Annotated in this window: 13 protein-coding genes; 7 read left to right on the top strand and 6 right to left on the bottom strand. The window is 68.2% G+C overall.

Annotation, left to right across the window (positions count from 1 at the left end; genetic code table 11):
* Positions 1-131: 131 nt before the first annotated feature.
* The 3 genes from Q3866_RS05040 to cysK all read right to left on the bottom strand — a co-directional run bounded on the left by Q3866_RS05040 (position 132) and on the right by cysK (position 6,884).
* Positions 132-2,414: a KUP/HAK/KT family potassium transporter gene (locus tag Q3866_RS05040; protein WP_301830114.1), complete on the bottom strand. Its 2,283-nt coding sequence runs from the start codon at positions 2,412-2,414 to the stop codon at positions 132-134.
* A 232-nt stretch (positions 2,415-2,646) separates the two neighbouring features.
* Complete coding sequence (gene rlmKL, locus Q3866_RS05045; RefSeq protein ID WP_367881371.1) at positions 2,647-5,607, bottom strand: bifunctional 23S rRNA (guanine(2069)-N(7))-methyltransferase RlmK/23S rRNA (guanine(2445)-N(2))-methyltransferase RlmL; 2,961 nt, start codon at positions 5,605-5,607, stop codon at positions 2,647-2,649.
* Positions 5,608-5,957: 350 nt separating this feature from the next.
* Positions 5,958-6,884 carry a cysteine synthase A gene (gene cysK, locus Q3866_RS05050; RefSeq protein ID WP_301830116.1) on the bottom strand — a complete coding sequence of 309 codons (927 nt, stop codon included), beginning with the start codon at positions 6,882-6,884 and terminating at the stop codon, positions 5,958-5,960.
* 569 nt (positions 6,885-7,453) lie between these two features.
* Here cysK and Q3866_RS05055 point away from each other — a divergent pair.
* Positions 7,454-7,666 carry a hypothetical protein gene (locus Q3866_RS05055; protein ID WP_293674294.1) on the top strand — a complete coding sequence of 71 codons (213 nt, stop codon included), beginning with the start codon at positions 7,454-7,456 and terminating at the stop codon, positions 7,664-7,666.
* On the opposite strand, the gene Q3866_RS05060 is transcribed toward Q3866_RS05055, so the two are convergent.
* Together Q3866_RS05060 and Q3866_RS05065 are read right to left on the bottom strand one after the other, a co-directional pair.
* Complete coding sequence (locus Q3866_RS05060; RefSeq protein WP_301830117.1) at positions 7,667-9,037, bottom strand: endonuclease/exonuclease/phosphatase family protein; 1,371 nt, start codon at positions 9,035-9,037, stop codon at positions 7,667-7,669. It lies immediately after the preceding gene.
* Positions 9,038-9,201: 164 nt separating this feature from the next.
* Complete coding sequence (locus tag Q3866_RS05065) at positions 9,202-10,164, bottom strand: 3-hydroxyacyl-CoA dehydrogenase (RefSeq protein ID WP_301830119.1); 963 nt, start codon at positions 10,162-10,164, stop codon at positions 9,202-9,204.
* Between the two features lie 479 nt (positions 10,165-10,643).
* Between Q3866_RS05065 and Q3866_RS05070 the strand changes: the two genes are divergently transcribed.
* The 3 genes from Q3866_RS05070 to argH all read left to right on the top strand — a co-directional run bounded on the left by Q3866_RS05070 (position 10,644) and on the right by argH (position 17,811).
* Positions 10,644-11,414 (top strand): TetR/AcrR family transcriptional regulator, encoded by a 771-nt coding sequence (locus tag Q3866_RS05070; protein ID WP_293825097.1) that lies wholly within the window; start codon positions 10,644-10,646, stop codon positions 11,412-11,414.
* Entirely contained in the window at positions 11,407-16,212 is a 4,806-nt protein-coding gene (locus Q3866_RS05075; RefSeq protein ID WP_301830120.1) for a 2-hydroxyacyl-CoA dehydratase, read from the top strand. Before Q3866_RS05070 ends, Q3866_RS05075 begins: the two co-directional genes overlap by 8 nt.
* 156 nt (positions 16,213-16,368) lie before the next feature.
* The gene (gene argH, locus Q3866_RS05080; RefSeq protein ID WP_301830122.1) at positions 16,369-17,811 is read left to right on the top strand and encodes an argininosuccinate lyase; all 1,443 of its coding nucleotides are present in this window, start codon (positions 16,369-16,371) and stop codon (positions 17,809-17,811) included.
* A 217-nt stretch (positions 17,812-18,028) separates the two neighbouring features.
* Here argH and Q3866_RS05085 read toward each other — a convergent pair whose 3' ends face one another.
* Positions 18,029-20,197: a transglycosylase domain-containing protein gene (locus Q3866_RS05085; RefSeq protein ID WP_301830124.1), complete on the bottom strand. Its 2,169-nt coding sequence runs from the start codon at positions 20,195-20,197 to the stop codon at positions 18,029-18,031.
* A gap of 337 nt (positions 20,198-20,534) precedes the next feature.
* Here Q3866_RS05085 and Q3866_RS05090 point away from each other — a divergent pair, with 337 nt between their 5' ends.
* Genes Q3866_RS05090 through tyrS form a run of 3 tightly spaced genes read left to right on the top strand, consistent with a single transcriptional unit; the run spans position 20,535 to position 25,257 of the window.
* Positions 20,535-22,121 carry a DUF6056 family protein gene (locus tag Q3866_RS05090; protein ID WP_301830125.1) on the top strand — a complete coding sequence of 529 codons (1,587 nt, stop codon included), beginning with the start codon at positions 20,535-20,537 and terminating at the stop codon, positions 22,119-22,121.
* Positions 22,111-23,991: a hypothetical protein gene (locus Q3866_RS05095; protein WP_301830127.1), complete on the top strand. Its 1,881-nt coding sequence runs from the start codon at positions 22,111-22,113 to the stop codon at positions 23,989-23,991. Before Q3866_RS05090 ends, Q3866_RS05095 begins: the two co-directional genes overlap by 11 nt.
* Positions 23,992-24,042: 51 nt before the next feature.
* Complete coding sequence (tyrS, locus tag Q3866_RS05100; RefSeq protein WP_293674228.1) at positions 24,043-25,257, top strand: tyrosine--tRNA ligase; 1,215 nt, start codon at positions 24,043-24,045, stop codon at positions 25,255-25,257.
* The last annotated feature ends 198 nt before the right edge of the window (positions 25,258-25,455 follow it).

Genomic DNA, 25,455 nt, shown 5'->3' on the forward strand with positions numbered 1-25,455 from the left:
GTTGCCAGAGCGCTTGGTGGCCGGCATACCGAATTAGCAAGAAAAAGTTGATCAGCCTAGCAAATAAGGCGCCCCGGCGGTTGCTAAAACCGCCGGGGCGCCTTGCGCTCGCTATGAGATGGGCGCGCGGGCTACTCCTTGCGGCCCTCGCTCTCGCCGTCCTCGTCGATCACGATGGGGTGGAACACCGCCGTGTCGCCGCCGATGACGGAGTCCTCGACGTGCCTGGCCTCGTCGTCGTGGGCCTTGCGCACCGCGGCATCGAACATGTCGATGTCCTCGTCGCTGGCGGCGTCGGCAGAGGCGCCGCTCTCGTGGGTCAGGTAGGTGGCGTGCGCTTCGTCGACCGCGGCGCGCACGTGGCGCATGGCCTCGGGCAGCTCGACGTACTGCAGCACGTGTTGGCGCTTGGAGCGCGCAAAGAGCGGCACGTACTCGAACACCACGTTGGAGTTCTCGAGGCCGTACCAGTGCGCAGGTGAGCCGCAGACCCTGCGGATGACGTACTTGGCCAGGATGATGTTGCGGTCGAACGCCGAGATGTCGGCCGAACTCGAGGGCACCTTGCGAATGAGGCAGAAGCGGAAGTCACCCACCTCGCTCTTCTTCTTGTAGATCGAGTACTTGTGGTGCTGCGGCTCGATCATGTGGTCCTCGACGAGCTTCTCCACGATTTGGTAGAGGTACTCGTTGACGCGCTGGTTCACGCGGAAGCCCAGGCGAATCTGCACCTTGAACAGGTAGTTTGTGCCAAAGGTATTGATCGAGAACTCGTGCGTGTTGGGCTCGTCGGTCACCTGGATGTTGAGGAAGAAGTACGCGCGGGCGCGCTTAGGCCTCTTGTCGAGAATCGAGTAGAGGATGTCGCGATCGAGCATGTCGGGCGACGAGTCGTTGGTGAGGAAGACCAGGTTGTCGGCCAGGTAGGGAATCTCGTCGTCGGCGCGCAGCTCGGCAAGCTGGTCCACGTACTGGTCAACCGGCAGGTAGACGCTCTGCGTGCGCTCGATGGCCGTGCCACGGCGCCAGACGTACATCACGGCGAAGATGAGCGTCGCGAGGATGACGGTCACGTAGCCGCCGTGCATGAACTTGGTGAGGCTCGAGAAGAAGAACGCGAACTCGAGCAGCATGAAGAATGCGAGGAACGGGACGGCGAGGGCGTGCTTCCTGCGAATCTTCGAGAGGTAGGTGAACAGCAGCAGCGTGGTCATGAGCATCGTGACGGTGATGGCCAGGCCGTACGCCGCCTCCATGTGCGAGGAGGTCTGGAAGAACAGCACGACGCCGATGCAGCTCACCCACATGATGTTGTTGACGAGCGGGATGTAGATCTGGCCCTTCGTCTCAGACGGGTAGGCGATGCGCATGTGCGGCATGAGGTTGAGGCGGATCGCCTCGGAGATGATGGAGTAGGAGCCCGTGATGAGCGCCTGGGAGGCGATGATGGCGGCGAACGTCGACAGCACGACGGCGAAGACGCGCACGGCCTCGGGCAGCATCTGGAAGAACGGGTTGAGCTTGGGGGTGGCGGCGAGCGCGGCGTTGCCGTTGTTCGCGAGGATCCAGGCGCCCTGGCCCAGGTAGTTGAGAATGAGGCAGACCTTCACGAATGGCCAGGAGGCGTAGATGTTGGCCTTGCCCACGTGGCCCATGTCCGAGTAGAGGGCCTCGGCGCCGGTGGTGCACAGGAACACGTTGCCCAGCACCATGAGGCCGGCGTGGTTGAGGTTGCCGTTGAACAGGAACATGATGCCGCGCAGCGGGTTGAGCGCACGGAAAACGTTGAGGTCGGCGCCCACGTTGACGAGGCCCGTGATGCCCAGGTAGAGGAACCACACGGTCATGATGGGGCCGAACGCCTTGCCGATCGTGGAGGTGCCGGCGCGCTGCATGGCGAACAGCGCGCACAGGATGACGATGGTGATGAGCACCACGATGCCCTGGTTGTCGCCGATGAGCGCGTGGAAGAAGTCGATCGTGCGCAGGCCCTCGATGGCCGTGGTGACCGTGACGGCCGGCGTGAGGATGCCGTCTGCGAGCAGCGCGGCGCCGCCGATCATCGCCGGGATGATGAGCCACTTGCCGCAGCGCTTCACGAGGCTGTACAGGGCGAAGATGCCGCCCTCGTTGTGGTTGTCGGCCTTCATGGCCACGAGGACGTACTTGACCGTGGTGATGAGCGTCATCGTCCAGATGATGAGCGACAGCGCGCCGATGACGACGTCCTGGCTCATCGTGGTGAGGCCACCGTTGCCGCTCATGATGGCCTTGAGCGTGTACATCGGGCTCGTGCCGATGTCTCCGTACACCACGCCGAGCGTGACGAGGATCATTGCGGCGGATAGCGGAATGCCGCCCTTGGGAGAGCGCTTCTTAGAAGCGGTCCTCTCTGCCGTTTGGGAAACTCCCATGTTCGTGTCTCTCCTTGAGACGGGGGCTTGCGCCCCGTGCCTGTGGAACCGGGTGGACCCGGGCTTGCCTCGCGTGGCGGGGCGTTCACTCCATTCTGAACGAGCGCCCGCGCGCATGTAAAGGCTGCTTGGGCCTGACTGAAAGCCAAATCCAGGCAGCCTCAATTAGCATTATCGCGCCTACCGTGTGTGAAGTGGGCGTCGGTGGCGTGTACGCGTTGCGTTTGCCCTGCTACCGGTTGGTCCTGCCGCCTTCGGTGGGACCGTCGTTGCGGCCGCGGTGGCCGCCGCCAAACTGCGACGGGCGCGGGCCGTTGCCCTGAAGGCGCGGCCTGCCGGCGCCGCCGTGCTGCGAGGGCCTGGGGCCGTTGCCCATGAGCGGGCGCATGGGACCCTGCGAGCGCGCGGTGTGTGGGCGCGGGCCGTCCGGCCGTGCCGCGTCGTAGCGCGGGCGGTCGCCTCGGGCGTCGCGCGAGCCGGCGCCGTAGGGGCGAGCCGAGCCGCGGGAGTCATGCGGGCCTGCGCCGTAGGGACGGCCTGCGCCGTGGTTGCGCTCCTCGCGTCGGTCGGAGCCGTAGGGGCGGCTGGCGTTGCGGCTGCGGTCCTCGCGGCGGTCGGAGCCGTAGGGTCGGTCGCCACGTAGGCCATGCGGGCCGCGCTGACCCGCGTCGTGGTCGTCTCGCCTGCCCGCGCCGTAGCGGGGGCGTCCGCCTTGCGAGCCGTAGGGGCGCTCGTCGCGACGGGCCTCGTTGGCGCGCGGGTCGGGACGGGCCTGGGTGCGGCCGGCGCTGCCCTGGGCGCGGGCGGGAGCCGCGGACGTGGGGGCGCCCTCGGGCCTGGGCGTGCGCTTCACGAGGTAGACGTGATGGATCTTGGCGTTGCGCTTGAAGTCCTCGGGGATGGTGCCCGCCGTGACGTCGGCAATCTCGACGCCCGCCTTGGCGAGCTTCTCGACGTCGGGCTCAAAGCCGCGCAGGTTGCACGAGAACAGGCAGATGCCGTTGGCCGTGAGCAGGCGCGAAATGCCAATGAGGAGCTCGGCGTGGTCGCGCTGGACGTCAAAGACGTCGCGGCCCATGCGCTTGGAGTTGGAGAACGTGGGCGGGTCGCAGAAGACGAGGTCCCAGCGGTTGGGCGTGTGGCGCTGCTCGCTCACCCAGCGCACGACGTCTGCCTGGACGTACTCGTGATCGGGGCCCACGAAGCCGTTGCGCTCCATGTTGCGCTCGGCCCAGTCGAGGTAGGTACGCGACAGGTCGACCGTCGTGGTGTGCTTGGCGCCGCCGTCGGCCGCGTAGCAGGTGGCCGACCCCGTGTAGGCAAAGAGGTTGAGGAAGCGCTTGGAGCCCTGCATGTCCTTGGCCATCTCGCGCACGCGGGCGCGCACGTCGCGGTGGTCGAGGAACAGGCCCGTGTCGAGGCGCTCGGCGAGGTTTACCTCGAAGATGAGGCCGCCCTCCTCGACGAGGTGGGCGCCGGGGGCGAGGGCGAGGCGGCCACGGCGGCCGGCGCGCTTGTCGCCCTCGCCCTCGTTGGCGTACTGCGAGCCGCCCTTGGCGTGGCGGCGCACGCGCAGCGTCACGCAGGCAGGGTCAACGCCCAGCACGTGCGGGGCGATGGCGAGCACGTCGAGCAGGCGGCGACGGGCGAGCTCGGGGTCGATGTCCTTGGGCGCGGCGTACTCCTGCACCACGAGCCAGCGGCCATGGGCGTCGGCGCCGCGGGAGCCCTCAGCCGCCTGGTAGAGGTCGATGGCGACGGCGTAGTCGGGCAGGTCCGTGTCGTAGACGCGGTAGCAGCTGATGCCCTCGCGGCGGCCCCACTTGGCGCGCAGCTTGGCGACCTTGGCGAGACGGGCGGCGAACTGGTCGGACTGCGGCACGAGCACGGGCAGCGTGGTGCCGTCCTTGAGCGTCACGGTCGCGCGGGCGGGCGCCTCGGCGGCGGCGTCGTCCTTCTCGGCGGCATTGGCGTCGGCGGGCGAGGCCGCGGGCGTGCCCGTCTCGTAGGTGGTGATGGTGGCGTCGTCGCGGCCTACGAAGGTCCTGGTCTGGTCGATGGCGGCAAGGCCCAGGCTCGCGTCGAGCGTGGGCGTGGTGGAGAGGGCCACGAGGCGCGAGCCCTGGGGCAGGGCGTCTGCCGTCGCGGTGGCGAGGCCGATGGCGGCGACCTCGCGGGCGAGTTCGTCGGCGTCCAGCCAGGAGAGGTCGATCGCGGCGAGCGTGGCCGAGGCGTCGGCGGGGGCAAGGCGACGGGCAAGCTCGTCTGCCGAGGCAAGCGACGCGATCGCGACGTCGAGGCCGGCGGCGCGCAGCGAGGCGCGGGCGGCAGCGGCGGCGCCCTTCCTGGGGTCGATGGTCACGAGGTGGAGCTTCTCGGCGCGCGCTGCGCCCTTCTCGGCACGCTCGTCTGCCTCGGCGAGGAGGGCCGCCCAGGCGTCCTCGTCGTGCCCGAGCCAGCCGGTGAAGCCCCAGCGCGTGCGCAGCAGACCCGGGGCACGGTCGAGCGCGGCGCTCGCGGCCTCGGCAACGAGCGTGCCCGAGCCGGAGAAGGCCACGGCGAGGGTGGGGTCGTCTCGGCGGCAGCAGCGGTGCCAGGCGCCCATCGCGAGCACGGCGGCCGCGTAGTCGGGACGCAGGCCGCCCAGGCCGTCGTCGGCGGCGCGGCGGGTGGAGGCGCGGCGGAACAGCGGCTCGCCCGACAGGTCGATGCCAAAGGTCACGCGGTCGTTGCGCACGCGGGCGACGACGGTGACGTCGGGGTGGCGCGTCTCGACGCTGGGGCGGGCGCCCAGCTTGGCCTGCAGGCGGTCGCAGACGGCGTCCTTGGCGCGCAGGGCGATGAACTGGGTGTTCCTCAGCTCGTTGTTGGTGCCGTGCGCGTCGACGGCAAAGGTCGAGGTGAGGGAGAGGTGGTCCTCCCAGCAGGCCTCACGCAGGGTCTGGTAGAGCTCGTCGGCGTTGGCGGCGGCGCCGTGGCCCAGCACGAGCATGACGCGCGAGGCGATGCGGCTCCACAGGCAGATGCGGTAGGCGTCGGCGAGCGTGCCCGCAAAGGCGACCTGGCCGTGGAGGGCACGCACGCCCTTGGCGCCCAGGCCTGCGAGCTCGGCCGCGAGTGGCGCCTCGAAGCCCTTGGGACAGGTGGCGAAGAGCTCGAGCTCCTCGCCACGTGCGGTCTGCGCGTCAGTCATGTCAATCACCTCTCGGGACACCATTTGCCCGTTCCGATGGCTGCCGGGACGCCCCTTTGGGGGGCGGCCGCGCGGGCAGCTGCCCCCCGGCGTGCCATTGCTCACATAGATAGCCACAGCCTAGCCGAAGGCGCAGGTAGCGAGCGCGTACCTGGGCCATGCGCACAAAAAACGCGCCGCATCCGGGTGGGTGCGGCGCGTTTGCGCGATGAGGGAATGAGGAGAGGGCTTGCGCAGGTGATGCTGGGCGGCCGCGGGGACGGCCGGGTCGTGCGTGGCGTCGCGGGGACGACGCCCGTGCGTGTGGGGTGCGCCGCTGGGACGGCGCGTGGCCTGCCGGTCTTCTTGGCCTAGAGGTCCATGGAGAGGTAGCGCTCGCCGGTGTCGGGCAGGATGGCAACGACGGTCTTGCCGGCGAACTCCGGGCGGGAGGCCACGGCGAGGGCGGCGAAGGCGGCGGCGCCGGAGGAGATGCCCACGAGCACGCCTGCCTCGGAGGCGAGCTTGGCGCGCGTGGCGATGGCGTCGGCGCTGACGACGGGCAGGATCTCGTCGACGACCTCGCGCTTGAAGTTGTCGGGGACGAAGCCGGCGCCAATGCCCTGGATCTTGTGGCCGCCGGGCTTGCCGCCGGAGAGGACCGGGCTCTCGGCCGGCTCGACGGCGACGGCGCGGACGCTGGGCTTGTGCTCCTTCAGGAACTTGGAGGTGCCGGAGATGGTGCCGCCGGTGCCCACGCCGGCGACGATGGCGTCGACGGTGCCCTCGGTGTCGGCCCAGACCTCGGGGCCGGTGGTCTCATAGTGGGCGCGGGGGTTGGCGGGGTTGGTGAACTGGCCGGCCACGATGCTGTTGGGCGTGGACTCGTGCAGCTCGTTGGCCTTGGCGATGGCGCCCTTCATGCCCTCGGAGCCGGGGGTCAGGACGATCTGTGCGCCGTAGGAGGCGGCGAGCTTGCGGCGCTCGATGCTCATGGTCTCGGGCATGGTGAGGATCATCTTGTAGCCACGGGCGGCGGTGAGCATGGCCAGGCCAACGCCGGTGTTGCCGCTCGTGGGCTCGATGACGGTGCCTCCGGGCTGGAGCTCGCCGGACGCCTCGGCGGCGTCGAGCATGTAGCGGGCCACGCGGTCCTTGACGGAGCCGCCGGGGTTGGTGGCCTCGTACTTGCCCAGGACGCGGGCGCCGGTGGCCTGGACGTCTGCGGGCAGCAGCGAGGAGAGGTCGATGAGGGGGGTGGAGCCAATGAGGGACTCGACGTGGTTGGCGACGTGCATGGGGTGCCTCCTTGTTCTGTGAGCCTGGGGCCCGAGCTGGCGGACGGGATGTTCGCGTGTGCGTGCCGTCCATGGGACGAGCGGGCGCGGGGTGTGCCTCGCTCGCTGGCGATAGTATGCCACGATTAAACCAACTAAACCAGTAGGAATTTATGAATTAAGCGTTACTTAGTGCGTTTGTGCTGGTAGATGGCGGAAAAGTTCCTATCGCTGGGACTGTTGGCGTGGCGATGGTGGCTTACTGTTGGCTTTGGCGGGCCAACGTTCGTGCACGTCTCGCCCAACGAGCCGCCGGTTATGCACGTCCGTGGCGTCCCGAACGTGCCAAACCGATGGCGGCTTGCTGCTCGCTCAACGTGCCATCGGTTGCGCACGTCCGGGGCGCTTGAAACGTGCCAAACCAATGGCGCTGCGTTGCTCGTACGGGGCTATTGGCCTCCATTGGGGAAAAGCACCGCTTATAGGGGGAGAAGCATGACAAGCTGATTAATTTACGGACTGCTCCGCTAAATAATTGACGGCCCGCCCTCAACCTATTTCAGGTTCTATTAAGGGAGAGGAAACTACCTGTGACAACCCGCTGCCCGGCTGTGCGTGGCACCTACGAAATACGCGGCCGCGCCCGCCTTGCGCTCGACGCCGACGTCGAGACCCTGCCCGATGACCCCGCGCGCCTCAAGCTCCTCATTGGCGAGCTCCAGTTCGAAGTGGGCCTGCTCAACGGCATCATCGCCCAGGGTGGTGGCGCGCATAATCTCCTCCGCCGGGGCGACCGCTGCTAGCTACAGGGCCTCGAGCGTGGCGATGAGCGCCAGGTGGTCGGTGCCCGAGACCTGGGCGGTCTCGAGCGAGCTCACCATGATGCCCGAGTTCTTGGAGTACACGATGTGGTCGATCTCGACGAGTGCGGGTATGGCCTTGTTGGCCGGGTAGGTCATGTGCATTCCGCCGCCGCTCGCCTGGCCGGCGTCGGCAAAGGTGGTGCCCAGAAGCTCGCGGAAGCGCGCGTGATCCCATGCCGAGTTGAAGTCGCCCATGATGAGGTAGGCGTGGCCGTAGTCAGACAGGCTCCCGATGACCGACAGCCCCTCGTCCCACAAATCTTCGGCCCCGCGCACGGGCGAGTTGGGATGCACGCTCACGATACGCACCGTGGCGTCTCCTACCTGGATGCTCGCGGCCGGCATCGAGCTCGTGTCGATGGGCAGGAGGTTCCTCGACACGTTGTCCTGCGGCGCGGCGGTCCAGATGCCGTTGCGCCCGCCGTTCGAGATGGCCGAGGCCCCCGCCGAGACGACGTGGTAGGGGAGTAGCTCGTCGATGCCGGCGCGTTCGAGGTCGTCGACCATGCCGTCGGTGAGCTCCTGCAGGCACAGCACCTCGACGTGCTTCTCGCGCACGAGGTTCACGATGTCGACGGCGCTGGCCTGTCCGTTGTAGGTGTTGCAGGTCATGACGCGGGCGTAGGAGTCGGCCGTGGTGTTGGTGCTCGCGACGGCGGCCGTGGCCTCGCTCGAGACGCGGGCGCTGCCGGTGAAGTAGCCGATGTGCCACCAGCCGTTGACGGCGAGGGCCAGCGCGCAGGCCACCGCGAGCACGCGGCGGCTCCAGAGCAGGGCCAGCGCGAGGCAGACGATGGTGGGGACGAGCGCCACCGGCACGAACGAGACGAGCTCGGGCACGGCCGAGCCCGCGGCGTGGCTTGCCGGGATCATGCGCAGCGCGAGCAGGCCGTAGACGCCCGCCATGACGAGCCAGAGCAGAGCCGAGAGGATGCCGTGGCGACCGCGGCGGCGCGGGCGGGGCGCGTGGGCGGAGACGGGTGCGTTCGGGGCGGCCTGGTCCATGGCGCGCGGGCGCTCGAGAGGCGGCTGCGACGACTGCGCGCGTTCCGAGCCGGCGCGGCGGTGGCGGCGAAGCGGCGCGGGCGCGACGCCCTGCGGGAAGTAGGGGTTCTGCTGCGGGGGAGAGGGGACGGGCTGGCGGCCCTGCGCGCGCCGCGTGCCCGGCTGATTGGCGTAGGGGTTGGCTCCCGGCTGACCGGCATGGGGGGCGCCGCCTGGCTGGGCCGCGTAGGGGTTACCCTGCGCGTATGGCTCGGCCGACGTGCGGCCCTGAACCTGCGTGCGGTCGTTGTCGTAGGGCTGCGCCATGCCCCTCCCTTCGTAGGTCTCCCATCCTAGCCGTGCATGGGGAGGGCCCCGCAGATTCGACGAAATCTACGGGGCCCTGGGATGACGTGCGGGAGAGGCGCCGCGAGTGGGCAGCCGTCGCGATGCGTGTGCGAGAGGGGCGGGCACCGCCGGACGCCAACGCCCTACTCGTACGTGTAGAAGCCCTTGCCGGTCGACTCGCCCAGCTCGCCGCGGTCGATCATGGCCTTGAGCATGGAAGCGATCTGCTTGTAGTTGTACGGCAGCATCATCTTCTTGAGCAGCGGGTTCAGCAGGCCCGGCACCTTCTGGTACTGCATCACGATGTTATAGGCGGTGTTGAGGCCCACCGTGTCGATGATCTGGAATGGGCCCTTGGGGGCGCCGGTGCCGTGCGTCCAGGCGATGTCGATGCTCTGGGGGTCGCTCACGCCCGACGCCCACAGGTCCATGCCCGACAGCAGGAACGGCACGAGCATCGAGTTGAGCAGGTAGCCGCTCTTCTCCTTGCGCACGGGCAGGGGAATCATGTTGATCTGCTCGGCAAAGGCAACCATCTCGTCGAAGTGCGCGGGGCTGGTGTCGCTCGTGCCCATGACCTCGGCGGTGTTGTTCTTCCAGATGGAGTTGGCAAAGTGCAGGGCCAAGAAGCGGTCGGGGCGGCCGGTGAACTTGGCCATGGCCGAGGGCAGCAGCGTCGAGGAGTTCGTGGCGATCACGGTCTTCTCGGGCAGCGCCGGCGCGAGCTTGCCGTAGAAGGCCTCCTTGGCCGAGAGCTCCTCGGCCATGCTCTCGATGACGAGGTCGGCGTTGGCCACGGCGGCGGCGAGGTCGAGCTCAAGCTTGATGGAGGAGTAGGCGCACTCGACGCGCTCGAGGCAGGCCGCGGCGTCGAGGGGCTCGCCGGGCTTGGAGAGGCCCGCGCACCAGGTGCCCTTGCCGCTCGCCATCTCCTCGATGGCCGCGCGGTAGGTCTCGTGCAGGTGGTCGAGCTTGGGCTGCGTGCGCCCGATGCTGCCCTCACTCCTCAGCCAGATGGTGACGCTCTTGCCGCAATAGGCCGCCTGGAACGCGATCTGGCTTCCCAGCACGCCTCCGCCGGCAACGACGACGTTGTTGAACTCCATGGGTCCTCCCAAGGGTTGCGGGTGTCATGTGCGTGCCACGTAACCATAGCGGCGCGGGTTTGGCGTCCGCGCTTCTGCGAGCGGCCGCCAGCGCGTGGTGGGCGGTGTTATGTAAACCTGCGAGCGTGTGCCCGGCGAGTAGGACGAGTAGGGCGAGGGGGAGGAGAAGGACGAGGACGAGTAGAGCGTGGCCGAGAAGGACGAGTAGGACGAGGGGGAGAAGGACGGGGCGAACGGGGCGTGGCCGAGATGGGCGAGGCGAGCAGGCGAGGACGAGCAGGGCGTCCGGCGCCCTCCCCGCAACTGTGTGCCTTGCGTGCGCCCGCGCCGCCGCGGCATCGATAATTCTCACCTTGTGCAATACTGCTCACGCTGTGCAACAACTACATAGTTGGGACAGATAAGCTACGGGCTTAACTGTCCCAACTTGGGACAATACCTGCCTGTGCAACTGTCCCAGGCAGCCGGAGGAGGAACACTTGCAAGAAGCGCTTGCCACGGGGTGCGCTCCCGTTCGTCTCGACCGCCGCATCAGGCGCAGCAGGACGCGCCTGCGCGACGCCCTCGTGGCAGAGATCGCCGCCACCGGCGACCTGTCGCGCGTCACGGTCACGGCCGTCACGGAGCGCGCCGGCCTCACACGCCGCACGTTCTACTCGCACTTCCACGACATCCCCGAGTTGGTCGACGCCATCGAGACCGAGGCCCTGGCAGACATCCGCGCGTTGGTCGCGGGCATCGTTGCCACGAACCTCGACGAGCTCGCCGGCGCCCTCGACGCCCTCGAACCCGCCCCCGGCGCGGTCGAGCTGCTCGAGTACTTCCGCGACAACGCCGGCCACCTCACGGCCCTGCTCGGTCAGGGCGGCGACCCCGCCTTCGTCGAGAAGATCAAGGCTGTCTGCACCGATGCCGTCTGCGCCCGCGCCCTCGACGGCATCGACGCCCGGGCCCTCGGACCCTTCTTCGACTACTACCTCGCCTTTGCCGTGTCGGCCGAGGCCGGCGTCCTCACGCGCTGGCTCACGGGCGGCATGCGCGAGGACGTGCGCACGATGGCCCTCATGATGACGGCCCTCGCCTTCGTGCGCCCTGGCGACCTCTACGGCAAAAAGATCGACCTCGACGTGCCGGCCTACGCGCTGGCCCTCATGCGCTCGAGCGTGGCGGGGAACCACGCCGACGCGCCCGCACCTCATGACAGCAAGACGGCCCACGCCGCCCAGACCAAGGAGAGCGACCATGACTAACAACCCGGCTTCGTCCAACGCGGCCCAGGCCCGCGTGGCCCGCGGCATCGAGTTGGTCGAGAACGGCGCCGAGCTGCGCCCCGCCAACAAGACCGACTTCTCGCGCGCGCAGCTGCGCCTGGGCATCGACGTGGGCTCCACCACCGTCAAGCTCGCCGTCATCGACGAGCGCGACCACATCGTCTACGCCAACTACCAGCGCCACCACACCGACATCCGCGCCACCGCCAAGGAGCTCTTCGAGGGCGCGGCCAAGGTGCTCGGCGACGCCTCGATGCGCGTCTCGATCACCGGCTCGGGTGGCCTGCTGCTCGCCAAGTGGCTCGACCTCGAGTTCGTCCAGGAGGTCATCGCCTCCAAGCGCGCCGTCGAGACGCTCATCCCGCAGACCGACGTTGCCATCGAGCTGGGCGGCGAGGACGCCAAGATCATCTACTTCGACAACGGCATCGAGCAGCGCATGAACGGCACCTGCGCCGGCGGCACGGGCGCGTTCATCGACCAGATGGCGAGCCTGCTGCACACCGACGCGGGCGGCCTCAACGAGCTCGCGCGCAACGCCACCCACATCTATCCCATCGCCAGCCGCTGCGGGGTCTTTGCCAAGACCGACGTCCAGCCGCTGCTCAACGAGGGCGCCGCCCCCGCCGACGTCGCCGCCTCGATCTTCCAGGCTGTCGCCAACCAGACCGTCTCGGGCCTCGCCTGCGGCCACCCCATCCGCGGCCACGTGGCCTTCCTGGGCGGCCCGCTGCAGTACCTCTCCGAGCTGCGCCACCGCTTCTACGAGACGCTCGGCCTCGACGAGGAGCACCGCATCGTTCCCACCAACGCCCACCTGTTCGTGGCGACCGGTGCCGCCCTTGCCGGCGAGACCGACAAGCACGTGACGTTTGCCGAGGTCATCGACGCGCTCGACAACCTGGGCGACATCCAGGGCTCCGAGGTCCAGCGCCTCGACCCGCTGTTCGCGAACGACGAGGAGCTCGCCGAGTTCCACGCGCGCCACGACGCGCAGGTGGTTCCCAAGGGCGACCTCACGAGCTACCGCGGCCGCGTCTTCATTGGTATCGACGCCGGCTCCACCACGATGAAGGCCGCCGTGGTGGGCGAGGACGGCGAGTTGCTCTACACCTGGTACGGCAACAACCGCGGCGACGTGCTGGGCTGCGCCCGCACGATCATGGACGACATCTACGACAAGCTGCCCGAGGGCACGACAATCGGCCACGTGACCACCACCGGCTACGGCGAGGCCCTGCTCATCGAGGCCCTGCGCGCCGACTCCGGCGAGATCGAGACGGTCGCCCACCTGCGCGGCGCCAAGGCCTTCGTGCCTGGCGTCGAGTTCATCCTCGACATCGGCGGCCAGGACATGAAGTGCCTGCGCGTGAAGGATGGCGTCATCGAGCACATCATGCTCAACGAGGCGTGCTCCTCGGGCTGCGGCTCCTTCATCGAGAGCTTCGCCGACTCCATGGGCCTTGCGGTCCAGGAGTTCGCCCGCGCCGCCATGGGTGCCGAGAAGCCCGTTGACCTGGGCAGCCGCTGCACCGTCTTCATGAACTCGCGCGTCAAGCAGGCCCAGAAGGAGGGCGCGACGGTGGGCGACATCGCCGCCGGCCTGTCCTACTCGGTCATCAAGAACGCCCTGTTCAAGGTCATCAAGATGCGCGACCCCGAGGAGATCGGCAAGTACGTCGTGGTCCAGGGCGGCACCTTCATGAGCGACGCCACCCTGCGCGCCTTCGAGAAGCTCACCGGCCGCGAGGCCATCCGCCCCGACATCGCCGGCTGCATGGGCTGCTACGGCGCCGCCCTGCTCGCCCGCGACCGCGCCGGCGCTGAGGGCACCTCGACGCTGCTCTCGCGCGACGAGATCGACAACCTGCAGGTCAAGCAGACCAAGGCCCACTGCGGCCGCTGCTCCAACAACTGCCTGCTCACGATTAACAACTTTGGCAACGGCCGCAAGTTCATCACGGGCAACCGCTGCGAGAAGGGCGCCGGCCACAAGAAGGCCAAGACGGCTGCCCCCAACCTGTTCGCGTTCAAGAACAAGCTGCTGTTCGACCGCCCCGTGCTCGACCCAAAGACCGCCCCGCACGGCACCGTGGGCATTCCGCGCGCACTCAACATGTACGAGAACTACCCCTTCTGGCACGCGTTCTTCACCGAGCTGGGCTTCTCGGTGGTGCTGTCCGACCAGTCGACCAAGAAGACCTACGAGGCGGGCATCGAGTCAATGCCGTCCGAGTCCGTCTGCTACCCGGCCAAGCTCAGCCACGGCCACATCATGAACCTGCTCGAGAAGGACCCCGACTTCATCTGGATGCCCTGCATCCGCTGGGAGCGCCAGGAGGACGAGACGGCGGGCAACCACTACAACTGCCCCATCGTCATGAGCTATCCGCAGGCCCTGGGCCTCAACGTCGACGAGCTGGCGCAGCCCCAGGTCGAGTTCCTCGACGCCTTCGTGCCCTATGACGACAAGCGTGAGCTCAAGCGCCGCCTCTACGAGCTCATCAGCGTGCAGCGCGAGGCCGACGCCGCCAACGGCCGCGGCCGCTTCAAGGGCGAGCACATCACCCGCGCCGAGATCGACCGCGCGGTGAACGCTGCATGGGAGGCCGACCTCGAGTTCAAGCAGACCATGCGCCGCAAGGGCGACGAGACCCTCGAGTGGATGGAGAAGAACGACGCGCACGGCATCGTGCTCGCGGGACGCCCCTACCACAACGATCCCGAGATCAACCACGCCATCCCCGAGCTCGTGAACAGCTTTGGCTTCGCGATACTCACCGAGGACTCCGTGGCCCACAAGATGCGTCCCGAGCGCCCCATCCGCGTCGTCGACCAGTGGATGTACCACTCGCGCCTCTACCGTGCCGCGCGCTTCGTGGCGAGCCGCAACGACCTCGACCTCATCCAGCTCAACAGCTTTGGCTGCGGCCTCGACGCCCTCACCACCGACCAGGTGCAGGAGATCCTCGAGGCCTCGGGCAAGATCTACACCGTGCTCAAGATCGACGAGGTGAGCAACCTCGGTGCCGCGCGCATCCGCGTGCGCTCGCTCATGGCCGCCCTCTCCGAGCAGCGCGAGGAGCTCGAGCGCAAGGTCGCCGAGGGTACGCTGGCGCCGGCCGGCCCCGTCGACGTCCACAACGCCGACGGCTCGCTTGCCCACGCCACCACCGCGGCGAGTGGCCTGCCCGTCTGGCGCGAGGCCAAGAGCGCCGCGTTCAACAAGGTGCGCTACACCAAGCAGATGCAGGAGAGCGGCTACACGCTGCTGTGCCCGCAGATGTCGCCCGTGCACTTCGAGCTCGTCGAGCAGCTGCTCATCCACGCCGGCTTCAACGCGGTGCTGCTGCCCTCCGTCGACCACGGCGCGGTCGAGGCGGGCCTCAAGTACGTTAACAACGACATCTGCTACCCATCGATCCTGGTCACGGGCCAGATCATGGAGGCCATCGAGAGCGGCAAGTACGACCTCACCCGCACGGCCGTCATCATTTCCCAGACCGGCGGCGGCTGCCGCGCCACCAACTACATCGCGCTGATCCGCAAGGCCCTGCGCGACTCGGGCCACCCCGAGATCCCGGTGGTCTCGCTCACCGCGGCGAGCGGCCTCGACGAGGACAACCCCGGCTTCAACGTCTTCAAGCCCGACCTCATCGTCCACGCGGTCTACGCGCTGCTCTATGGCGACCTCATCATGCAGATGCTCTACCGCGTGCGCCCCTACGAGGCCAAGCCCGGCTCCGCCGACGCCCTCTACGAGCAGTTCATGGAGCGTGCCAAGGCCGAACTCGTCTCCTGCGGCCAGCGTGGCTTCCTCAAGCTGTGCCAGGACTCGATCGACGCCTTCGAGACGCTGCCGGTGGTCAACGACCGCTCCAAGCCGCGCGTGGGTGTCGTGGGCGAGATCCTCGTCAAGTTCCACCCCACGGCCAACAACGAGGTCGTGCGCGTCATCGAGCAGGAGGGCTGCGAGGCCGTCGTCCCGGGCCTGGTCGACTTCTTCCTCTTTGGCATGACGAGCCCCATGAACATGCGCGGCGAGCTGGGCACCAAGTTCCGCAAGCGCCTCACGCACCAGACGGGCATCAAGGTGATCGAGGCCATGCGCGAGCCCATCAACCGCATGCTCGAGAAGACCACGCGCTTTGAGGGCTACCCCGACATCTACGAGCTCGCCGCCAAGGCCAAGCAGATCCTGTCGCTGTGCAACACGATGGGCGAGGGCTGGCTGCTCACGGCCGAGATGTGCGACCTCATCGAGACGGGCACGCCCAACATCGTGTGCTGCTCGCCGTTCGCCTGCCTGCCCAACCACGTCGTGGGCAAGTCGGTCATCAAGCGCCTGCGCGAGATGCACCCCGAGAGCAACATCGTGGCCGTCGACTACGACCCGGGTGCCTCCGAGGTGAACCAGCTGAACCGCATCAAGCTCATGATCAGCGTGGCCAAGGAGAACTTCCGCGCGGCCCGCGCCGCCTCGACCGAGGCCGGAGCCGCGGCGTTTACCCTGGTGAACCCCGCCGACCCCACGACCAACGTGGTGGCGCCCCTGGCCGGCGCGGACCTGGCCGACGACGCGTGCGAGAATGGCGCCTGCGCCGTGCCCGACGTGCCCGAGGCCCTGCCGCTGACCCGCGAGCAGCTCGAGCGCATCGAGGCCGCCAAGGCTGCCGCCGCCGAGCGCGCCGCCGCGGCCGAGAGGGACGAGGCCGATGCCGCGCCCGTGGCCGGCGACGACGCCTGCGCCGCTCCCGCAGACGGCGAGGTCGAGTAGGGCGAGCCCGGGGGTGACGCGGCCCCGCTGACGGCGAGGCCGCGGACGCCTTGCGCGCCCGACGGCAGGCGGCTGCTGCTACCATAAGAGTTTGCGTACAAGCGGCCCGCCCGGCACCTGCGCCGGGCGGGCCTCACTCACAAGGATTGGGACGACATGAGCGACCAGAACACTGCCGCGCCTACCAGCTCCGATGCCCCCAAGCCCCTGTGGGGCGGCCGCTTCTCCGCCGCACCCACCGGCGAGCTCGAGCGCTTTGGCGCCTCGCTTCCGTTTGACAAGCGCATGTGGCGCCAGGACATCCGCGGCTCCAAGGCCCACGCCGCGATGCTCGCGCACCAGGGCGTCATCTCCGAGCAGGATGCCGACGAGATCCGTGCCGGCCTTGACGAGATCGCCGGCCAGATCGAGCGCGGCGAGTTCGTCTTTGACGTCGACCGCGACGAGGACATTCACATGGCCATCGAGCGCGTGCTCACCGAGCGCATCGGCGCCGCCGGAGGCCGCCTGCACACGGGCCGCTCGCGCAACGACCAGACCGCGGTCGACACGCACATGATCGCCCGCGACCTCGCCGACGAGATCATTGCCTCGCTCGTGAAGCTCGAGGCCGTCCTGCTCGAGCGCGCCGAGGACGAGTTTGGCGTGGTCATGCCTGGCTACACCCACATGCAGCCCGCCCAGCCGGTGCTGCTGAGCCACCACCTGCTCGCGTACTTCTGGATGTTCAATCGCGACCTCAAGCGCGTGCGGGACGCCCGCGCCGCGGCCAACGTCTGCCCGCTGGGTGCCGCCGCGCTCGCCGGCACCACCTACCCGCTCGACCGCTTCATGACGGCCGAGGACCTGGGCTTCTCGGGCCCCACCGCCAACTCGATGGACTCGGTGAGCGACCGCGACTACCTGCTCGACCTCATCTACGCCTGCAGCGTGTGCCAGATCCACCTCTCGCGCCTGTGCGAGGAGCTCGTGTGGTGGAGCTCGGCCGAGTTTGGCTTCGTCGAGATGGACGACGCCCACTCCACCGGCTCGTCGATCATGCCGCAGAAGAAGAACCCCGACTTCGCCGAGCTCGTGCGCGGCAAGTCCGGCCGCGTGGTGGGCGACCTCACGAGCCTGCTCGTGACGGTCAAGGGCACGCCTCTCACCTATGACAAGGACCTGCAGGAGGACAAGGAGCCGCTGTTCGACGCCGCCGACACGGTGCTGGGCTCGCTCATGGCCTGCACGGGCATGCTTGCCACCTGCATCTTCAAGGAGGACCGCATGCGCGAGGCCTCGCACGAGGGCTACATGGCGGCGACCGACCTCGCCGACTACCTCGTGGGCAAGGGCATGCCGTTCCGCATCGCCCACTCCGTGGTGGGCCGCATCGTGGGCGACTGCGTGCGCGAGGGCGTGACCCTGCAGCAGCTTTCCACCGATGAGCTGCGCAGCTACTCGGAGCTCTTCGACGACGACGCCCACGAGGCGCTCGACATCGACAACATCGTGCGCCGCCGCACCACCTTTGGCGGCACCGGCCACGAGGCCGTGCGCGCGCAGCTCAAGCTCGCGCACGAGGCCTATGACGCCGCCGAGGCCGCGCTGGGGGAGTAGGCCCACAGCCCCTTTGGCCCACAGCTGCGAGGAGGAGGCCCGTTCAGCCGTGTGGTTGAGCGGGCCTCTCGCATGTCGGGCCGCGCCTGCGGCTTGTCTGCCTCTCGGAGCTTGCAGTCCTGCACTGCAAGCCGCGTTCCTCGGCCTAAGAAAAATCCCCGCCCGGCCACATGGCTGAGCGGGGATTCGCTTGTTGCGCGGGAGCCTGGTCGGCTGCCTACTGCGTCGCGTCGGTGCCCGAGTCGGGCGTGGGCGTTGGCGTGGGCTCGGGGGTGGGCGTCGGTTCGGTGGTTGTGGTGCCGCCGGTTCCGGTGCCCGTGCCGCCGGTTCCGCCGTTTCCGCCGCCGGTTCCGCCGTTGCCACCCGTGGTGGTCTCGCCGGTGGTGGTCTCGGTGTCGGTGGCCTCCTCGGTCGTGGCCTCGGTCTCGGGCTGCGGGTCGTTGGCGTTGGCCGAGGTGTTGGAGAACTTCCAGGAGGTGTTCTCCTTGTAGGTGGGCAGCGTGGCGTTGGCCATGGGCCAGTCGGCGCGCGGCGTGTCAGAGAGCACGGCGTTCACGAAGTGGCCGAAGGCCACGTTGGACGTCGTGTCGGGGTGCAGGCGCGTGGCGGTGTCCTGGCCCTTGTAGCCGGTCCACACTGCCACCGACAGCTGCGGGGTGTAGCCGCAGAACCACAGGTTCTCGGTGTTGTCGGTGGTGCCGGTCTTGCCGGCCACGGGCTGGTTGATGGTGAGCGAGTTGTACATGCGGCTCGCGGTGCCGTTCGTGACGACGCCCTCGAGCACCTCGGTGGCGGCGCGGGCCACGCCCTCGTCCATGACGCGGGTGGGGCTGTCCTTGTGCTCGTAGACGGTGTTGCCGTTGCGGTCCTCGATCTTGGTGATGGCCACCGGGTCGCGGTGCTCGCCGCCGTTGGCCAGCGTGGCGTAGGCCTCGGCCATCTCGAGGGGCGAGGTGAGGTTGGCGCCCAGGATCGTGGAGCCGTAGGGCTGCAGGTCAGACGAGATGCCCATGTCATGGGCCGTCTGCACCACGTTGTCGACGCCCACGGCCATGCCCACCTGCACGTAGCCGGTGTTGGAGGACTTCGCGGTGGCATCTGCCAGGGTGATCGTGCCGTAGGAGGTGTTGGCGAAGTTCTGTACCTTCCAGGAGTTCGTGACCTGGATGGGCGAGTTGCAGTTGATGAGCACGTTGGGGTTCATACCTTGCTTGAGCGCGGTCACGAGCGTGAAGACCTTGAAGCTCGAGCCCGTCTGCTTGAAGGCGGTGGTGGCCGCGTTGACCTGGGCGTCGTCGGTGTCGCCGTAGAAGTCCTTGCCGCCCACCATGGCCTTGATGTAGCCGGTCGAGGGATCGATGGCGACCATGGCGCTGTCGAGGCGCTCGTTGCCCGTCTCGTCGAGCATGCGGGTCACGGCGTCCTGCGCGGCCTGCTGCATCGTGGGGTCAAGCGTGGTGTAGACCTTGAGGCCGCTCTGCACGATGGTGTCCTGCGAGAAGTCGCCCTCGAGCAGGCCCTTCACGTAGTTGGTCCAGAACGGGTAGGTGCCCTGGTTGTCCATCGTGGAGCTGCCGAGGTTGAGGACGAGGTCCTCGGCCTGGGCGCTGTCATGCTCCTCCTGGGTGATGTCGCCCAGGCGCAGCATGTTGTCGAGGACCTTGTTGCGGCGCTCCTTGGCGGCGTCGGGGTTCTGCGTGGGGTCGTAGTAGGAGGGCGAGTTGGGCAGGCCGATGAGCGTGGCCGCCTCGGCCAGGGTGAGCTCGCTGGCGTGCTTGCTGAAGTAGGTCTCGCTCGCGGCCTCGATGCCATAGGCACCGTGGCCGTAGTAGATGGTGTTGAGGTACATCAGCAGGATCTGGTCCTTGGAGTACATCTTCTCCATCTCGACGGCGATGTAGGCCTCGCGGACCTTGCGCTTGATGGTCTTGTCGAACTGCTCGTCGGACAGGACGGTGTTGCGCACGAGCTGCTGGGTGATGGTCGAGGCGCCCTCCGAGCGGCCCGCGAGCTGCGAGACGATGGCGCGCGCGATGCCCATGGGGTCGATGCCGTTGTGGCTGTAGAAGCGTTCGTCCTCGACGTCGACGGTGCCCTTCCAGACGTAGGGCGAGACCTCGTCTTGGGAGATGGAGCGGCGGTTCTCGAGGTAGAACGTCGCGATGGTGTTGCCATCGGCGTCATAGACTTCGCTGGGCTCGGCCACGAGGTAGGCGTCGGCCGAGGTGTAGTCGGGCAGGTCCTGCAGCCACGACTCGACGACGGCGCCCAGCGACACGGCCAGGGCTATGCACAGCAGCACCAGAAAGCCGGCGATGCCGGCGGCAGAGAAGCCGACGATGTGCGTCTTTGCGTGGGCGCGTGCGCGGCGCTTGCGAATTCCCATGCGAAAAACCTCCTGTGTGGAGTGAAGACAATCTTTGTCATTATCCGCCAAATCCGCATGCGTGGTCTATAGGTGCGCGCTTTTGTGCGAGCCGTCCACATCCCTGTGCGCGGGGACAAGGGGACAGGTCTTTTGTCCCCGCTTCGTGTGCCTGTCGCGACTGCCCCGCCCCTCTCGGCCGACCGCGTGCCCAACGCGACTAAGTCGGGCCCCTGGGAGGCCGGTTTGGTCGCGCTGGGCACGCGACGTCCCCATCCCCATGTCCCCTCGTTGCGTTTTCGTGAGTGTCCGATAGATGCCCTAGACTGGGGAGAGCTTCGAGGGAGAGCGAGGACGCATGGTGGGTACTCAGGATAGGCGAGGTCGGCGGGCAAGCCTGGCGGTGGGCGTCATGGGCGCGGCCGTGCTCGTGGCCGTGCTCGTTCCGCTCGTGCTCATCAGCGCCTACAACCACTCCTACGCGGACGACTGGCACTACGGCGTCTGGGCGCACCTTGCCCTTCAGGACACCGGCAGCGTGCTCGCCGCGCTGGGCGCCGCCCTGCAGCAGGTGGGAAACGCCTGGTTCGACTGGCAGGGAACCTACTCGGCGATCTTCCTCATGGCCATCGAGCCCAGCGTGTTTGGCGAGCAGTGTTATGTGATCGCTGCCCCGCTCGTCATGGCGCTGCTCGTGGCGGGCACGCTCTTCTTCGCGCGTACCACGCTCGTCGAGCTGCTGGGCTGCGAGCGCGGCCTCGCCGTGGGCGTGGCGTGCCTCGTCGTGGCCGTGCAGCTGCTGCTGCAGCCGAGCCCCGTCGAGGGCATCTTCTGGTACAACTCCGCCATCTACTACACCGGCTACCATGCCGCGGCGCTGGCGCTGCTGGGCTGCGTGGCGCGCATCTGCAACCCCGTGCGCACGACGCGCCCGCGTGGCGCCATCGTGGCGTCGTGCGTGCTCGCGGCCTTCGTGGCGGGCGGCAACTTCGTGACGGCGCTCGTCGTGGCCGAGGTCATGGTCGTCGTCATCTGCGTGCTGCTTGCGGGAGGCCGCCGCTCGGCACAGGACGTGCTGCCCGCGTTTGCCCTGCTCATCGTGGGTCTTGCCCTGTCGCTCGCGGCGCCGGGCAACGAGGTGCGTCAGCTCACGCAGTTCCCCGACGACGGCGCGGGCGTGCTCGGCACCATCCTGGGGTCCTCCGCCGCGGCCTTCCAGTACCTGCAGCAGTGGGCGAGCGGGCTGGTGTTCGTGCTCGCGGCCGTCTGCGTGCCCATCGCCGTGCGCGTGGGCGAGCGCGCCGCGGGGCGCGGCTGGCGCTTCCGCTGGCCTCTGCTCGTCGCCGCGGGTTCGATCGCCCTGTTCGCCACGAGCTTCACGCCCACGTTCTGGGCACAGGGCACGCCGGGCCCGGGACGCGTGCAGAACTGCCGCTTCGACCTGTTCGTCGTGCTCGTCGTCCTCAACGTGTTCTGGGTGTGTGGCTGGCTCGCCGCGTGCCGTCGCGAGCTGGGGGCGGGCAGCCCCCGCGGCCAGGTCTCGTGCCTCGCGCACGTTGCCTGGGCCTTTGCGCTGGGCGTCGTCGTGCTTGGCTGCACCGTGGGCTCCATGGCCACCGACAAGGACCTGGGCGAGGAGCTCTCGAGCGTCTCGGCCGCCCGCTCGCTCGTCTCGGGCCAGGCCGCCGCCTACGACGCGCAGGTGTGGGACCGCCTGAACACCATTGAGAGCTCCACCGAGAGCAGCCTGCGTGTGCCCTACTACACCAACGTGCCGCACGTGCTGCTCATGGGCGACATCCGCGACAACATGGACAACTACATCAACTACCGCCTGTGCCAGTGGTACGGCAAGGACTCAATCGTAGGCTATCGCGCCGCGAACGGTACGAGCGCGTCTGGCGTGGCGGGCGGCTCGGGCAAGGTCGTGACCGATGCGTCGTAGCGCGGGCGCCGTGACGTTGCGGCATGCTGCCCCCTCGCTGCGGGAGCGCCCCGCCGCGGGCTGGGTGGCGCACCCGCGTGTCGAGCAGAACGTGGGCGAGAGGGGCGCGGGCGAGCAGGACGGGCCCGCGGGCCTTGTGGCGCATCCGCGCGACGGGCGCGCCGGCCTGGGTGCCGGCGGCGAGCTTCCCGGCGACGGCGAGGGCCGCATGGGCCGCGCGGGCGACGTGCTCGCGGGCCTGGGCCTGGGGCTCACGGCCGTGACGCTCGGCATAGTGCTTGCCGCCGTGGCCTTCTCGACCGTATGGCTCATGGTGGGCGCCGACGACGGCAACCTCACCCAGAGCATGTCGATCCGCACCTGGGTGGCGCCGGGCGGGGTGGCGAACCTGGGGCCCGGCCTCGTCTGGGCGCTGTTCGTGGTGGCGCTGTGCCGCCTAGCGTGGGGTCGCGGCCGCGCACTCGACGGCCCCCGCGCCCGCCGTGCCCTCGTGGCGGGGACGTTCGTGGTGCAGGTCGTCATCATCCTCGCCCTGCAGGCGCGCGACACCTACTGGGGCGACTCCTGGATGGTCTCCGACTTCGTGCGCGCCGCGGTCGACGGCGGCATCCCGTCGATCTTCCGCGGCCCCTATCGCACGCTGTTCTACGATGCGCGCCTCTACTTCTCGTGCTATCCGTTCCAGGCGACCCTGTTTTGGATGATGTATGGCCTGCGCCTCGTCTTTGGCGATGCGTCGTTCATGGTCTACCAGCTGATCTCTGCCGCGGCGACCTCCCTGGGCGTGTGGGCGCTGCTCGATCTCGCGCGCCTGTGCTGCCGGGATGCGCGCGGCCAGCGCGTGGCCTGGGTGCTCGTGGCCCTGTGCGCCCCGATGTACCTGCTGTCGATGTTTCTCTACGGCAACGCGATGGGCTGTGGCCTTGCACTGGCGTTTCTTGCCCTGCAGGCGCGCGCGATGAGCGCGGGCGGCCGCGAGGCGGCCGCGTGGTGCGCAGCCTCGCTCGCGCCGCTTGCCGCGGCGCTGTGCGTCAAGGCGACGTTCGTGCTCTTTGCCATTGGCGCGCTTCTTGCGTGGTTTGTCCTTGCCCTGGTGCGCCGCCGGGGCTGGGGCCTTGTGGGCTGCGTCGCGGTCGTGGCGGTGGCGCACGCGCTGTCGGGTCTGCCGTTCGACGCGCTGGCGACTGCCTCGGGCGGCTACGAGTTTGGCGGCTCGCTCACTACGCTCAACCATCTTGAGCTGGGCCTTCGCATGGGCGCAGGTGAGTTCTACGTGAGCGTTGACGACGGCCCTTACGAGTACGCGCCCGGCGGCTGGTCCAACCACTCCAACGCCGTGTGGCTTGCCTCGGGCGAGAACGCGGACGTCCAGAACGAGGTGGCGACCCACGAGCTCGCGGCCGACGTCCTGGCTTTTGCCAAGCACCCCGGTTACGCGATGCGCTTCTTTGCCGTGAAGCTCGCCACCGAGTGGGCCGACCCCACCTACCAGTCGCTCTACTACCTCTCGATGTGCGGCAACGCCGCGGGCGTGCGCGTGAACCCCGCCGACACCTCGACGCCCCTGGGGGCCGCGAGTTCGGTGCTGATCGACGTCCTCGACGGCTATCAGACGGTGACGTTTGCCGCCGCCCTTGGCGCTGCGGTCCTGACGTGCCGCCGCTGGGGACGCGGGGGAGTGCGCAATGCGGCTGTGCTGCTGCTTGCCGCCGTCTTCTTCACCGGCTTTGGCTGCTACCTGCTGTGGGAGGCCAAGGCCGTCTACGTCCTGCCGTTTGCGATTGTGGCCCTGCCGCTATCCTCGGTGGGTCTTTCGGCCCTGTTCCGCTACACTGAAGGGCTGTTCCCGCACAGGCGGGATACTTGCTAACCAAGCACCGCCCAGCCGTGGGCGAGGGTGCTAGTGCTCATTGGAGGAACCGTGCTTTCAGTCGACGAACAGATGAAGGTGATCGCCTCGGGTGCCGCCCAGATCGTGCCCGAGCAGGAGCTGCGCAAGAAGCTCGAGAAGGGCCAGCCCCTCAACATCAAGCTCGGCGTTGACCCCACGAGCCCCGACCTGCACCTTGGCCACGCCGTGCCCCTGCGCAAGATGCGCCAGTTCCAGGACCTTGGCCACCAGGTCACGCTCATCATCGGCAACGGTACTGCGCTCATCGGCGACCCGTCGGGCAAGAACTCCACGCGCCCGCAGCTGTCGCAGGAGCAGGTCGAGGCCAACGCCGAGACCTACGTGTCGCAGGCCATGAAGATCCTCGACCCCGAGAAGACCAAGATCGTACACAATGGTGACTGGATCCTCTCGCTCGACCTCAAGGGTCTGCTCGAGCTCTGCAGCAAGTTCACCGTTGCCCGCATCCTCGAGCGCGACGACTTCACCAAGCGCTACCAGAGCCAGACGCCCATCGCCCTGCACGAGTTCCTCTACCCCGTGATGCAGGCCTTCGACTCCGTCGAGATCAAGGCTGACGTCGAGATGGGCGGCACCGACCAGCTGTTCAACCTGCTCGCCGGACGCGACCTTATGGACAAGATGGGCATGGAGCCGCAGGTTGCGCTCACGATGCCGCTGCTCGAGGGCACCGACGGCGTGCGCAAGATGTCGAAGAGCTACGGCAACTACGTTGGCCTCACCGACGCGCCGGCCGACATGTACGGCAAGCTCATGAGCATTCCCGACACGATGATCGGCAAGTACTTCCGCCTTGCCAGCACCCTCTCGGTCGAGGAGGTCGACAAGATCGACGCCGCCCTCGCCGACGGCTCGGCTGACCCCTACGAGCTCAAGCGCCAGCTCGCAGCCAACATCTGCGACCTGTACCACGGCGCCGGCGCCGGCGAGGCCGCCGCGGCCGAGTTCACGCGCGTACACTCCAACCGCGAGATGCCCGAGCACATCGAGGATGTTGCGGTTGAGATCGAGACCGGCGACGATGGCCTGGTCTACCTGCCGCGCGTCCTTGTCGCCGCGGGCCTCTCGAGCTCCGCTGGCCAGGCGCGCCGCGACATCGATGGTGGCGGCGTGCGCATCAACGGCGAGGCCCTGCAGGCCAAGAGCTACAACGTCGACCCGTCGCTGCTCGTGAAGGGCAACGTGCTGCAGGTGGGCAAGCGCCACTTCGCGCGCCTCGCGTAGACAGCGCGTTCGATAGCCTTTTGAAGCCCCGCGGTCCTGTGCCCGCGGGGCTTTTTCATCATGTGGTTGAGCTGGGTCTATGCTAGTTATCAGTGGGTGGCCTGGCGCGTTTGTGTACTTGTTGCCGCGATTTTTGTTAGATTCTGGCAAGGTTTGTGTCTGACGCCCCGGGAGTTTCTCGAGGGCTTGGGACTCGTC

This window comes from uncultured Parolsenella sp., assembly GCF_958346945.1.
In the GTDB taxonomy this organism is placed as follows: Bacteria; Actinomycetota; Coriobacteriia; order Coriobacteriales; family Atopobiaceae; genus Parolsenella.